The organism is Nocardioides sp. NPDC054178 (assembly GCF_055585005.1).
In genome coordinates this window covers 273,071-285,869 of the sequence record NZ_JBVJKY010000007.1, presented here as the reverse complement: position 1 = coordinate 285,869, position 12,799 = coordinate 273,071, and the positions used below count along the sequence as shown (strand labels likewise).

14 protein-coding genes are annotated in these 12,799 nt (G+C 69.9%); 5 read left to right on the top strand and 9 right to left on the bottom strand.

Features of this window, described 5'->3' with window-relative positions:
* Positions 1 to 31: 31 nt before the first annotated feature.
* Together ACZ6WN_RS23870 and ACZ6WN_RS23865 are read right to left on the bottom strand one after the other, a co-directional pair.
* Positions 32 to 427: a hypothetical protein gene (locus ACZ6WN_RS23870; RefSeq protein WP_465868193.1), complete on the bottom strand. Its 396-nt coding sequence runs from the start codon at positions 425 to 427 to the stop codon at positions 32 to 34.
* A gap of 9 nt (positions 428 to 436) precedes the next feature.
* On the bottom strand, positions 437 to 991 hold the full coding sequence (locus tag ACZ6WN_RS23865; RefSeq protein ID WP_465868191.1) for a Dps family protein: 555 nt from the start codon (positions 989 to 991) through the stop codon (positions 437 to 439).
* A 65-nt stretch (positions 992 to 1,056) separates the two neighbouring features.
* Between ACZ6WN_RS23865 and ACZ6WN_RS23860 the strand changes: the two genes are divergently transcribed.
* Positions 1,057 to 1,518, top strand: coding sequence for a DUF3817 domain-containing protein (locus tag ACZ6WN_RS23860; RefSeq protein ID WP_465868189.1), 462 nt, complete (start codon positions 1,057 to 1,059; stop codon positions 1,516 to 1,518).
* A gap of 69 nt (positions 1,519 to 1,587) precedes the next feature.
* Here the strand turns inward: ACZ6WN_RS23860 and ACZ6WN_RS23855 are convergent, their stop codons facing one another.
* From ACZ6WN_RS23855 to ACZ6WN_RS23845, 3 genes are all read right to left on the bottom strand, one after another.
* Positions 1,588 to 4,350 carry a hypothetical protein gene (locus ACZ6WN_RS23855; protein WP_465868187.1) on the bottom strand — a complete coding sequence of 921 codons (2,763 nt, stop codon included), beginning with the start codon at positions 4,348 to 4,350 and terminating at the stop codon, positions 1,588 to 1,590.
* A gap of 71 nt (positions 4,351 to 4,421) precedes the next feature.
* Positions 4,422 to 6,809, bottom strand: coding sequence for an amylo-alpha-1,6-glucosidase (locus ACZ6WN_RS23850; protein ID WP_465868185.1), 2,388 nt, complete (start codon positions 6,807 to 6,809; stop codon positions 4,422 to 4,424).
* A gap of 315 nt (positions 6,810 to 7,124) precedes the next feature.
* Entirely contained in the window at positions 7,125 to 7,559 is a 435-nt protein-coding gene (locus ACZ6WN_RS23845) for a winged helix-turn-helix transcriptional regulator (RefSeq protein ID WP_465868183.1), read from the bottom strand.
* A gap of 96 nt (positions 7,560 to 7,655) precedes the next feature.
* On the opposite strand from ACZ6WN_RS23845, the gene ACZ6WN_RS23840 reads away from it, so the two are divergent.
* Genes ACZ6WN_RS23840 through ACZ6WN_RS23825 form a run of 4 tightly spaced genes read left to right on the top strand, consistent with a single transcriptional unit; the run spans position 7,656 to position 10,872 of the window.
* The gene (locus tag ACZ6WN_RS23840; RefSeq protein ID WP_465868181.1) at positions 7,656 to 8,351 is read left to right on the top strand and encodes an SDR family oxidoreductase; all 696 of its coding nucleotides are present in this window, start codon (positions 7,656 to 7,658) and stop codon (positions 8,349 to 8,351) included.
* The gene (locus ACZ6WN_RS23835; protein ID WP_465868179.1) at positions 8,351 to 9,145 is read left to right on the top strand and encodes a thioesterase family protein; all 795 of its coding nucleotides are present in this window, start codon (positions 8,351 to 8,353) and stop codon (positions 9,143 to 9,145) included. Before ACZ6WN_RS23840 ends, ACZ6WN_RS23835 begins: the two co-directional genes overlap by 1 nt.
* Positions 9,146 to 9,179: 34 nt before the next feature.
* The gene (locus ACZ6WN_RS23830) at positions 9,180 to 10,346 is read left to right on the top strand and encodes an acetyl-CoA C-acyltransferase (RefSeq protein WP_465868177.1); all 1,167 of its coding nucleotides are present in this window, start codon (positions 9,180 to 9,182) and stop codon (positions 10,344 to 10,346) included.
* 4 nt (positions 10,347 to 10,350) lie between these two features.
* Positions 10,351 to 10,872 carry a PaaI family thioesterase gene (locus tag ACZ6WN_RS23825; RefSeq protein WP_465868175.1) on the top strand — a complete coding sequence of 174 codons (522 nt, stop codon included), beginning with the start codon at positions 10,351 to 10,353 and terminating at the stop codon, positions 10,870 to 10,872.
* A gap of 20 nt (positions 10,873 to 10,892) precedes the next feature.
* Here the strand turns inward: ACZ6WN_RS23825 and ACZ6WN_RS23820 are convergent, their stop codons facing one another.
* From ACZ6WN_RS23820 to ACZ6WN_RS23805, 4 genes are all read right to left on the bottom strand, one after another.
* Positions 10,893 to 11,447: a hemerythrin domain-containing protein gene (locus ACZ6WN_RS23820; RefSeq protein ID WP_465868173.1), complete on the bottom strand. Its 555-nt coding sequence runs from the start codon at positions 11,445 to 11,447 to the stop codon at positions 10,893 to 10,895.
* Between the two features lie 68 nt (positions 11,448 to 11,515).
* A complete protein-coding gene (locus ACZ6WN_RS23815) occupies positions 11,516 to 11,914 on the bottom strand; it encodes a DUF5709 domain-containing protein (RefSeq protein ID WP_465868171.1) in 399 nt (132 codons plus the stop codon).
* A gap of 59 nt (positions 11,915 to 11,973) precedes the next feature.
* On the bottom strand, positions 11,974 to 12,219 hold the full coding sequence (locus ACZ6WN_RS23810) for a hypothetical protein (RefSeq protein ID WP_465868170.1): 246 nt from the start codon (positions 12,217 to 12,219) through the stop codon (positions 11,974 to 11,976).
* A 51-nt stretch (positions 12,220 to 12,270) separates the two neighbouring features.
* Positions 12,271 to 12,798, bottom strand: coding sequence for a flavin reductase family protein (locus ACZ6WN_RS23805; RefSeq protein WP_465868168.1), 528 nt, complete (start codon positions 12,796 to 12,798; stop codon positions 12,271 to 12,273).
* Position 12,799: the final 1 nt, after the last annotated feature.

Below are 12,799 nucleotides of genomic sequence, written 5' to 3'. Positions count from 1 at the left end.
CGCCAGATAGGTGACGTACATGAGTCGCATCTCAGCCTCCGTGCAGGGCGCAGTCGTAGGGCTTGGGTTGCTGCGGCGTGCAGCCGGCGGCGTGCAGATGCCAGCCGTCGGCGAACCGGGTCAGGAACAGGGTCTCGCCCTGGTAGCGCACCTCGGCCATGGTGCCGAAGACGTCCACGCCGTCGGGCTCGCCCGGGGCGGGCAGGGTCTCCTCGGCCAGCGCCCCGTCGCAGGGCTTCCCGGCCGCGGACTCCAGCTCGGAGCGCGTCTCCGGAGCCAGCAGCGCGCACGCCCGGCCCCAGTCGTGGGCGGCGGCCGCCGCCTGGAAGGCGGCGGCCGTCTCGCGTACCGCGTCGTCCTGCCCCGAGCCGCATCCGGTGAGGACCATCGGAAGGAGCAGGACCAGCGTCGTGGACCACCACCGCATGCGAAGCCCTCAGCCGTGGGCGGCCTGCGCCGCTCCCGTCTCCGTGTTCTGGCCGCTGGTCTTCAGCTGACCGCCCTGGTCCTCCAGGTGGGCGCGTACGAACCAGTGGAAGAGCTCGAGCTGCTCGGTCTGGCCGATCAGGATGTCCTGGGTGACCAGGTCGATGTCATCGAGGGTCTTGATCGCCTCTCGGTAGGAGCCGATCACGCCCTGGTAGGTGACGTCGAGCGCGGCGAGGTGCTCCTGGGTGGTGGCCCGGCCGATGCTGTAGTCGTCCCACTCCCGCTCCTTGACCAGCGCACCCGGGGTGCCTCGCGGGGCACCACCCAGGGTCGCGATGCGCTCGGCGAGCGCATCGGCCATGGCGCGTACCGCGTCGACCTGGGGGTCGATCATCTGGTGGACGGCGATGAAGTGGGGTCCCACCACGTTCCAGTGCACGTGCTTGAGGGTGAGCTGGAGGTCGTTGGTGGCATGAAGACGGGACTGCAGAAGATCGATGGTCGTCCGCGCAGCGTCCTCGTCCAGGCCTGGGATCGTGTAGTGCAGCGTTTCGGTCGTCATGCCGCGATCGGTACCCATAGCCGCCCGATTCATACCAGTACACGGGTGCGAATAAACTTGGCCACGTGCCCGCACTCCTCAGTTCGCCGTCTCGTGTCTACCGGATCGTCGCCACCGCCGAGGCGGTGACCTGGACCGGACTCCTCGGCGGCATGTTCCTGAAGTACGTCACCGAGACGACCGAGCTGGGCGTCAGCATCTTCGGGATGCTGCACGGGATCGTGTTCATCACCTACTGCGTGACCACCGTCGCGATCGCGGTCGACCAGCGCTGGTCCTTCGGCCGCCTGGTCGCCGGCCTCGCCTCCTCGATCCCGCCGCTCCTCACCCTCTGGTTCGAGCGGTACGCCGAGCGCCGCGGTCTCCTCGCCCCGGCGTGGCGCCTCATCGAGGAATCTCCGGCCCGCCCACTCGAGCGCCCGCTCGCCTGGCTCCTCCGCAACCCCGTACGCGGCCTGGCCACCGGCCTCGCCAGCGTCGCCGCCCTGACCGTCGTCGCCCTCGTTGCCGGGCCGCCGGTCGGCTGACCGAAGGCGTCACTCCGCCGTGCAGCGGGTCCGGCCCTGTGAATCGTTCACAGGGCCGGACCCACCCGCCTAGGGACGTACGAGCATCCGGTCGATGCTGATCCCCCGACCCGAGTCCGAGTCGTTGCCCTTGCCTGTCGCCACGATGGTCAGCGTGTGTTCACCGGCTCCGAGGGCGGGGCTGGACCAGATCAGCTGATTGCCGATGCGGGTGCGGCCGTAGAAGTCGGCGGTGCCGACCTCGACCCCGTCGACGAGCACGGTGGCGATGCCCTGGTTGGAGGCTCGCATCCCGTACACCTCGACGGACGAGCCGGCGAACCTGAAGTCGACCGAGTCGCCTGCGACCGTCGTCGAGGTCACCGAGGAGTGGTAGAGGCCGGTCCGATTGATGCAGCCGGGGCAGCTCAACCAGCCCTCGCCCTGATAGTCGAGGCGGCCTTGGCCGGTGCCCTCGCTCTGGTCGTCCACCGAGCTCCGTCCTCCGTTCCCGCGAACCACCTCGACACGGTCGACCGAGACTCCGCCGCCCACGCTTCGAGAGCCGGAGGGAACCTCGAAGCGGAGGGTGTGCGCCCCGTCCACCAGCACAGGGGTCCGCCACTCGACCTCACGCTTGCCGCCATAGGGCAGCATGACGGGCTCGTTCCCGTCGATCGAGACCTTCGCGCTCCCGGGACGGGCACCGGACAGACCGGCGAGCGTGGCCTGGGTCCCGTCGAACTCGAGCTCGAAGGAGCCGCGGTGGCGGCTGACGTCGATCGTCTTGACCGGCTGCAGCGGGGCGACCGTGAGGTCGGCGAACTGCACCGCGGAGTAGTCGCCCGAGAGCCCGACCATGCCGGAGGTCCAGGTGTCGTCGGTGACCTCGCCGACCCGGGTGCCGTCGATCGACGCGGTGATCACCTCGTCGGCGAACGACAGGTCGAGGTCGTGCCAACCCACGCCGGTGGCACCGGTCGTTCCGCTGGTCAGCTCCAACCACGACTTCCCACCAGGTACGCCACGGCCCAGTGACCAGGTCCCGTCGGCGTCCAGGCTCAGCCCGTAGCCGTTCGGCACCGGCGCCATCGCGTCGTTCGAGACGCGGCCGAGCACCTGGGCCGTACCTCCCTCGGGCACGTACGCCTCGACCGAGGCGGTGTAGTCGGACCAGTTCAGGTCGCCGAGGATCCCGGCCGGCTGCTTCCAGGCGGCCCAGGAGATCGCGGGCTGCGGGGAGACCTGGGTCAGGCACGTTCCCTTGCGGCCGCCCTGGCACGGCCGCTCCTCGTAGGCGCCCTCCATCTGGGAGAAGTAGGGCGTCTGACCGCTCGCTCCGCCGTCCGCGAGGGTGTTGCGATACGGGAACGGGAAGGCGGACTCGTGCCAGCCCTCGGCGGTGCCGAAACCCTTGGCCGTCGTGGTCGTGACGGTGACAACCGCGTTCGCCGGCACGGTCACGGCGTACGTGCCGTCCTGGTTCCTGCGCAGGTCGGGCTGGCGGACCAACCGGTCCTCGGCCGTCGAGCGCCAGACGTGCAGGTCACGCGCCTTCAGTCCGCCCTCGACCGAGAGCGTGACCGTGCGGGGCGCGGCAGCACCGATGGTCTCGATCACGGTGCTCCAGTCACCGCCCGACGGTGCCTTGCGCGTGACGAAGCTGCCCTGTGCCGTGTCGGCTGCGTCGAGGTAGCCCGAGGAGGTGTCGAGGTACTGCCAGCCGGGCTCGGCGAACCTCGTCGTCTGCGCGACCGCCCAGATCGCCGACTGCACCTGATAGGCGCCCGACCACGGGGTGTTCGCCCGCATCAGACCGGCGTCGGAGATGCTCAGACCGTCGTAGTAGGACGTGATCAGGTTCCAGAAGTTGACCCCGGTGATGCGACCGTCGATGTAGGCGTGGTTGATCAGCGACGGGACCGAGGCGGACGATCCGCCCGCGCCCCACTCGGCCGACCAGGGTCCACCCTCGGAGATCCACAGTGGCTTGCCCAACGCCTGGGCGGTCGCCGAGCTGGGACCGCGCGAATAGTGGTTGCCGAGCAGGCCGACCGCGTCGAAGAGCTCGGGGTCGTCGGTCATGTCGACGGCGATCGGCCACTCGCCCTTGCGTGCAGCCTCGTCGGAGGCGATGATCCGCACGTCCGCGTAGCCGGCCGCGTCGAGGGCGGCGCGGTAGTCCTTGATCCACTGGACCTCGTACTCGCGCTCGTTGCGTACGCCGACGTTGTCGATGGTCAGGTCGTGCTCACGGGCGCAGTCGAGCCAGTCGATGAAGTAGTCGATCGTGTCCTGCGAGTAGTACTCGCCGTCGCCGAGCCAGCCCGGGGCGCCCCAGGCGAGGCCGCCCAGCTTGATCTTGGGGTTGCGCTTGACCGCCTCGCGCATGAGCCACCATGAGTAGCCGGCGTGACAGCTGACCTCACCGCGAACGTGCTCATGGCTCGACTCGGAGCCGTCGGTCGTGTTGGTGTCGCCGCCGATCTCGACCTTGAGCATCTCCAGCGAGGCGCCGTAGCCGGGCTTGAAGAGGTAGTCGAGGATCTCAGCACGTTCCTCGCGCGGGTAGTCGAGCAGCAGCCGGGATGTCGCCCCGCCCCCGGAGGTCGCCCCTACGCCGTCATAGGTACGTCCCGCGCTCTCGCCGTCGACAGCGATGGTGACGGGCTCGGCCGAGCTCGCCGTGGCGGCGACAGAGGCGGCGACCGGGGCGGCCGCGGCGGTCCCACCGACCAGGGCGGTCCCGGCCAGGAGCGCCGCGGCCGTGACCGACGCCATCGAGAGTCGGCGTCGACGGTTCTGCCTTCGTTCTGGTGGCCCGGAGGGCTCCGGGGCATGGGTGACTCGCATCGTGGTTGCTCCTTGCATCTCAGTGCTTTCCGGGATGGGCTGGTCGTGGATCGTCTTCGGGCGAGATCTGGCTAGAGGCACACCTCGGTACGGCCCGCGCCCACAGTGGTTCTGCGCGGGGCGCCGCCGCCGAATACCTGCAGGCTTGTCGAGGCGTCCGCGTTCACCTCGAAGCAGCCGCGCCGCGCGGAGGGCACGAAGTCGCGCACCACCAGCCGCCCGCCGACGGCCTGGAAGACCTTGCGACCGTCCTGTCGCAGCTCGGTGCGCGCCGGGCTCACCGTCGCGGCGTACGAATGCCCGGCCACCCGCACGTCGTCGACGGTGTTGCGGCCTTCCAGCGCGTGCGATCCGAACGTGACCGCCCCGGGCCGGCCCCACGCGTCCTCGGCCACCAACTCGTGCACCGCCATCAGCGGCATCACGCTCGACCAGGTGTAGTAGCGCCAAGCGCTGTCCACGGCCGCCGAGCTGATGGCCTGTCCCGGCTCCGGGTCGAAGTACTCGGGGAACCAGCCGTCCTCGTCCCAGCTGTCCAGCCACATCGTGGTGCTCTTCTGGGCGAGCTCACCGGCCGCCTCGTCGAGGCCGTACCGTTTGAGGCCGTCATAGACCGTGGCGTTCATGGGCGGCCACACGGCTCCGCGCCACTGCTCGCAGGAGTTCTCCTGGCCCCAGCCGATGTAGTAGCGGTAGCCGGTCGAGGCGTTCGGTCGGTCCAGGCCGTTCGCGCAATACTCCGGTGCGCTCCGGCTGATGCTCGGCACGGCGTACTCGCCCCAGAACTTCTCGGGGTCGAGCAGATTCTCCCGCACGGTCCGCTCCGCCCGCTCGTCGGTGGCCAGTCCCCCGAAGAGCGGGTAGAAGATCGTCGGCGTGATGACCCGGCCCCAGCGGCCGTCGAGGTGGCGGTCGAGGTAGATGCCCTGTTCCTGGTTCCACAGGGTCTTGTTGGCGGCCTTCTTCACTTTGTCGAACAACGCCTGGTAACGGCGCGCGTCGTCGTGGTGGCCCAGGGCGTCGGCCAGTTCGGCCATCGACTGCGCCATGAGGGCGTAGTACGAGGTCAGCGCCACGTCGGTGAGGTCGGTGTTGTCCCGCTCGTCGCCGCTGCCGCCGTCCTTCGGCACCCGGTGGGCGGCAGCATAGAGCGGCAGGTCGTCCAGGCCCAGGTGGTTGCCGACCTTGCTCGGATCGGGGTCATAGGGCGCTTCCAAGAGGCCATCGCCGTCGACGTCCCACTCGGGCAGCTTCGCGATGAAGCCGGCCAGCTCGGGGTAGGCCTGCTCCACGAGCTCCCGGTCACCGGTCGCTGCGTAGATCCGCTTGACGGCGTAGGCGTGCATCGGTCCGGAGTGGAGCTGGTCGTAGCGCGGGCCGCCGGCGTCGAAGATGTCCTTCTCGTGCTGCCTGGCCAGCTCGGGGTCGACGGTGAGCGCGATGATCGCGTCCCACGCGGAGTCCCAGCCGGTGAAGATGTTGTCGTTCTCCGCACCGCCGCGTCCCCAGCCCCACACCAGGAACCTGTTGCGGTGCGTCTCGTCGTAGTTGGCGTTGAGCGCGATGGCGCTGCGCATCGCCGTCGCGGACCGCCCGACAGGCCCGCTGCCGCTGAGCGTGCCGTGGTCGGCGCGGGCCTCGGCGCGGTCGAGCGTCGCGAGGATCTCGCCACGGGGTGCGGCGGCTGCTGCCCGCGAGGCACCTGAGACCGACGTCGTGAAGGTGATGGTCTCGTCCGCGTCGAGCGAGTAACGCAGCGCCGCGGCGGCCTCGCCCGGCTCTGCCGGCTCGCCCTCCATCGCGGCGACCAGGTCGTCCATCGAGGCGTACGCCCCACCGTCGTCGGGTCGCTGCGTGGGTGTCAGTGCGAAGTGCCCGGTCAGATCGGGGTCGTCGAGGCCCTGGCTCGAGGCGCGGATGCCGTCGCCGGTGACGCGGTAGCTGCTCGCCTCGCTCCACGGGGGCGCCGTCTCGAGAAACACGGTCGTGTCGTCCTCGAGCGCGGTGACCGAGCCCACCAGGGTGTTGGGTGCCGTGCGCGCGAACCTGATGACGATCGTCTGCTCGTCCCGGCGGACCTGCTCGTACTTCGCCTCCAGACCAGGCAGGAGATCCCGAGCCTCCCGCACCTGGTCCGGCGACCAGGCATCAGGGTTGGCGAGGATCTCGCGCAGCGCGCCGAGCCGTTCCGGCGTGATCGTCCGGTCATCGCTGCTGATCCGCACCTCGTAGTACGAGCCGTCGGTGGTCACGGGTCCGACGTCCGCGACGTGCGCCAGCAGACCCTGGTTCTCCCGGATCAGCCGGTTGCCCGACGTCAGCAGGTTCACCCGCAGGGCGAACCTGCTCTCCCCTTCCCCGACAAACAGTGCGCCGTTGTCGTCCCGCTCGGTGTAGCCGGGCATGGCGAAGGGGCGCTCGAGCGCGCGGCCGCCCCGGTCGGTCTGGTCCGCAGACACGGCGGCCGGAACGCTGCCGGCCGTATCTACTGCCCTATCCACTGCCGCCGCACCCGACCCTGCGGCCACCGACGCCGCTACAACGCTCGCGACGCCGGCGGTAAGGGCGAGCCGCCTACGCCCGACTTTCACATCACTCCGAGTGTTCATGCCTACTCCTTTGTGAGCGCTAACATTCGCGCCCGGAACAGAGTAGTAAGACATATGACGAGTGACAAGTGTCACATGATGTTCTGTGCCGACCCGGCGGTCGCCCCGGCGTGGCGGCTTACCTCACAGGACCCGGCCCAGCGCCCCGGACCGCCCTCGGCCCGGTCAGATCGCGGCGTCTGCGATCTCGACCTCACCGCTGCGTACGACCTCGCCGCAGGCCTTGCAGGCCAGCACGGGGTGGAACTCCGCGCCGCAGGAGTGATCGAACCTGACCGGCGGACCGTCCTCACCGGCAAGGTGACGGTCGCCGAACTCGCGCATCGTGGCGATGATCGGCGCGAGCGAGCGTCCGAGGTCGGTCAGGTGGTATTCGAACCTCGGCGGACGCTGCTCGTACTGGACCCGCGTCACCAGCCCGTGCGCCTCGAGCCTGCGGAGGCGATCGGTGAGGATGTCGCGCGGTCCGCCCGTGAACCGGGCGATCTCCTCGAACCGGTGACTTCCGAGAAACAGCTCACGCACGACGAGCAGGGTCCATTTGGAGCCGACGAGCTCGAGCGTCCGCGCGACCGAGCACTCACGTACCTGCGTCATCATGAGTTCGATCCTAATCGAGTTGGAAAACCAAACCAACCCGAGTACGTTGGAAAAACCAACTCAGGCGGCACCCCGCCCTCGACACAGGAGAACCACATGCCCACTCTCGCGAACGCGGTCGTCCTGGTGACCGGAGCGAACGGCGGCCTCGGCACCCACTTCGTCCACCAGGCGCTGGAGCGCGGCGCCGCCAAGGTGTACGCGGCCGCCCGCACTCCCCGCGAGTGGAGCGATCCCCGCATCGTGCCGCTGCGACTCGACGTGACCGACCACGACTCGGTCGCCGAGGCGGCCGCGGTGGCGGGAGACGTCACGGTCCTCATCAACAACGCAGGCAGCTCGAACGGCGCCAGCGTGACCGGTGACCTGAGCGCCGCCCGCGACCTCTTCGAGACCAACTTCTGGGGAGCCCTCGACGTCACCAACACCTTCCTGCCGGCGCTGCGCGCCGGCCGCGGAGTCGTGGTCAACGTGCTCTCGGTGCTGAGCTGGTACGGCATCGGGGACGGTTACAGCGCCACCAAGGCCGCGCTGTGGTCGGCGACCAACACCCAGCGTCTCGCGCTGGCGGGCGACGGCGTCCACGTCGCGGCCCTGCACCTGGGATACACGGACACCCCGATGACGGTCCGCATCACGGAGCCGAAGAACGACCCGGCCGACGTGGTCCGCAGCGCCTACGACGGCCTCGAGGGTGATGCGTACGAGATCCTGGCCGACCAGGTGAGCGCCGACGTCAAGGCGGGTCTCGCTCAGCCGATCGAGGTCCTCTACCCCCAGCTGAGCCGCTGATGACCCGCGACTTCGAGGCCTTCTACCTGCCGACCGGCGACGACGGTGTCTTCGAGTCGACCCCGGCGACGGCCAGCCCCTGGGACCACTCGCTGCAGCACGGCGGCCCTCCTGCGGCCCTGCTGGCCCGCGCCGTCGAATCGGTGCGTACGGACCCAGGGCTGTCGATCGCCCGGTTCACGGCCGACATGCTCGGCGGGATCCCGCAGGGCACCATGCGCGTGGAGGCGCACGTGGTCCGGCCGGGCCGCCGCGTCGAGCTCGTCGAGGCCTCGCTCTGGGCCGGTGACCAGCTCGCCGTCAAGGCGAGCGCCTGGCTGATCCGGGCCACACCGGGCTCGACCCGCGAACACTGGCGTCCGGCGGAGAAGGTGCCCGACCTTCCGTCGGCCTCCTCCGAGCGCTTCTTCGAGGGGGTCAGCCCGGACTGGGGCTACGGCCGCGCCCTCGACTGGCGGTTCGTCAGCGGGGGCTACGAGCCCGGGCCGGCGACGGTCTGGGCGCGCCTGCGCGTCCCGCTGGTCGCCGGCGAGCAGACCTCCCCCGTGCAGCGTCTCCTCACCCTCGCCGACTCCACCAACGGCCTGTCCGGCTCCTTGCCGATGAGCTCGTGGTACTTCATCCCCCCGACCGTGACCGTCACCGTCGAGCGACCGCCCGTGAGCGAGTGGATGCTGCTCGACGCCCGCAGCACCATCGGCCCGGACGGGATCGGCCTGGCCCAGGGAAACATGTCCGACGAGCACGGCACGTTCGCCGTCGTCACGCAACCGCTGATGGTTGCACCTCGCTGATCACCCAACCACTCGAACACGAAGGAGAACCACCATGCCGAACGCCGTGATCCTCGACGCCGTCCGTACGCCTGTGGCCAAGGGCAAGCCCGGCGGCGCCTACGCCGAGATCCATGCCGTCGACCTCCATTCCCGCGCCCTCGCCGCGCTGGTCGACCGCACCGGCATCGACCCGGCCGTCGTCGACGACGTGATCAGCGGCGCGGTCGGACAGGTCGGTGAGCAGTCGGGCAACACCGCACGCTGGGCCCTGCTGGGTGCCGGGTTCCCCGAGTCGGTGCCCGGCGTCACGGTCGACCGGCAGTGCGGCAGCTCGCAGCAGGCGCTCCACTTCGCCGCGCAGGGCGTGATCGCCGGCGCCTATGACGTAGCCATCGCCTCCGGCGTGGAGTCCATGAGCCGGATCCCGATGGGCTCGCAGTTCCTGGGCAAGGACTTCGCCGGCCCCCAGGTGAACGCTCGCTACGACGGCGGTCTGGTCCCGCAAGGCATCTCGGCAGAGCTGATCGCCGACAAGTGGGACCTGTCCCGCACGGAGCTGGACGAGTTCGCGGCCGAGTCGCACCAGCGGGCCGCGACGGCGTGGAAGAACGGACACTTCGACTCGCAGGTCACCTACGTGAACGACCTGCGCACCGACGAGACGATCCGCCCGGCGTCCACGACCGAGTCGCTCGCGGGTCTTCGGCCGGCCTTCAGGAACGAGGACTCCGTGGCCCGGTTCCCCGACATCGACTGGCGCGTCACGGCCGGCAACAGCTCGCCCATCAACGACGGTTCGGCCGCCATCCTGGTCGCCTCGGAGGAGGCCGCGGCGCGACTCGGCCTGACCCCGAGGGCACGGGTCCACTCGTTCGCCGTCGCCGGCGACGACCCGATCTTCATGCTCACCGGCATCATCCCCGCGACCCAGAAGGTGCTGGCCCGCGCCGGCCTCTCCATCGACGACATCGACGTTTTCGAGGTCAACGAGGCGTTCGCCTCCGTCGTGCTCGCCTGGCAGCGGGAGACCGGCGCGGACCTCGCCAAGGTCAACATCAACGGCGGGGCGATCGCGATCGGACACCCGCTGGGCGGCTCCGGCGCCCGGCTGATGACCACGTTGCTGAACAACCTGGAGCAGACCGGCGGCCGCTACGGCCTGCAGGTCATGTGCGAGGCCGGCGGCCTGGCGAACGCCACGATCATCGAGCGGATCTGACCCCATGACCCAGAACACGACCTCCGAGCCGACCCGAGCGGTGCGTGAACGCACCTACTCGTGGACCGACCCCCAGCTCTACGCCACCGCCGCCCGGGAGCTCGACGGGATCGACTTCTTCGAGCAGCTCGGAGACGGAGAGCTCGACCCGCCGCCGATCAACGCGACCCTCGGCATGAGCCTGGTCGAGGTCGGCGACGGGCGGGCCGTCTTCGAGCTCACCCCCGAGGAGTGGCACTACAACCCGATCGGCACCGTGCACGGTGGCATCCTGGCGACCCTCGCGGACTCGGCCCTCGGCTGTGCGGTCCACACCAAGCTGAAGGCGGGCACCGGCTACACCTCGCTCGACCTGACCATCAAGTTCACCCGCGCGGCCACGCTGGACAGCGGCACCCTCACCTGCGAAGGCCGTGTCGTGACCATCGGACGCCGCACCGCGACCGCCGAGGCCGAGATCACCGACAAGACCGGCCGCGTCATCGGCCACGCCGTCGCGACCTGCCTCATCATGGCGGGGAGCTGACCGCCTCCCGTCGCAGTGCGTCACTTGTCGGCGTGCTGATCCAGCTCGCGTCGTAGGGCCTGCTTGTCCTTGTCGCCGACGGGGATGTCCGCGTTGGCGGCCTGGCGGCGCATCTCGTCGCGGGTGATGTCCTGGGGCATCTCGCCGAGGTGCTCCTGCCTGCTCTTCAAGAAGGCCTTCCCCAGCTCGGCACGACGGGCGTCGTCGAGCCTGTCGCGGATGCCCGGCAGCACAGTGCTCTCCTCCTCCTCGACATGGTGGCTGACCGCCTCGACCACCTCGCGCAGCTTGTCGGCGTACGCCGTCGAGTAGGGGTCGCACTCGCTGAGCTCGGCGAGGAGGCGGTCTGCCAGCAGGTGCTCCTCCTGGCTGTGCGCGACGTCCTCGGCCTCGCCCGCCTCGTCGCGGGCGACCGGATAGACCTCGGCCTCCTCGGCGCGGCTGTGCGCGGCCAGGAGCGTCACCAGGACCGGGGTCAGCCCGGCTCGTACCTCTGGTTCTCGCTCGAGCTTCTCGAACAGGCTCTCCACCTCGCGGTGGTCCTGCATGATCAGGTCGGTCACGTCTTCGGACACGGCAGTTTCTCCTCTGCGGTGAAGGGATCCAGCCCTGCACCGGTACCCGCGAAAGGTCCGGATCAGCCTCAGTCAGGGGGCTCTTCGACGATGTGTACGGCCGCTTCCTCGGCCGAGGCGCCGGCGCCGTCGATGCCTTCGTCATGCCCGATGAGCCTGCCCTCATCGTCCTCGCGCACACCCTGATCGGGGCTGGTGAGCCGACCGGCACGGGCCTCGCCCACCTCCCCGGTCACCGGCCCGTCCAAGATGTCGGCGTCAGCCTCGGCCTCGGCCTCCTCCCAGACCTCCGGCTCCTCCTGAGCCCGCCGCTCGTCGATGGTCTCGCCCTCGATCTCCTCCCGCGGCGTCACACCCTTCGCGGTGACGCCCCGCGGCCGCTCGGGCGGCGAGTAGCCCTCGTCCAGGACGTCGTCGACACCACGGTCGTCAAGCGTGTCCTCTGGCTGAAGCTGCTCTTCACTCATGACTCGACCGGTAACCGACGACCGGACCGACATGCACCGAAGCCGTTCCCACTTCGGCGTCAGGCGGGACCGCCCTCGCCGCTGTGGGCGGCCAGCAGGTCGACGTCGACCTCCTCCTGGTGCGAGATCTTCTCCGTGACGAGCTCGGTCTGCTCCTGGGTGAGGGTCACCCCCGCCTCGTGCAGCGCCTTGACCAGCTCGTCGCGGATGGTCCCCTCGGGTGCGGTCTCCTGCCAGGCGGTGACTCGTTCGACCACCCCTCGAAGAGCCTGCACGCGGGCGGCGTCCTGGTTCATCTCAGTCATCCGCTCGCGGTACCCGGCCACGCCGAGGACATGCGAGGACCGCTCCCGGGCTCATCGTCCGTCCACGGACCCCTGCTCCGAGGCGGCGAGCCTGCCGAAGGAGGACCGATGGAACACGAGCGGCTGCCCCTGGGCGTGCTCGACGGAACGGACCTGCAGCAGGACGATCGTGTGGTCACCCGCCTCCACCTCGCGATACACGGTCGTGTCGAACCGTGCCAGGCCTTCCGTGAGGGTGAGCGCGCCCGCCTCGGTCTCGCTGACCCGCACGCCGTCGAAACGAGACTCGACCGGTCCGGCCAGCTGACGACAGACGTCGCCATGGTGCTCGGCCAGGACGGTGACCCCGAGGTGCGCGGCCCGCCGTAGGTCGGGCCAGGTCTTCGAGGTCCGTGCGATCGAGAAGGACACCAGCGGTGGGTCGAGACTCACCGACGTGAAGGACGACGCGGCGAGGCCGACGAGGTCGCCGTCGACGACGGCGGCGACCGCGACCACGCCGGTGGGGAAGACGCCGAACGCTCTGCGCAGCGCCGCCGGGTCGAGGTCCTGGTTCGTGGTCAGTGGAGTGGCCGACACG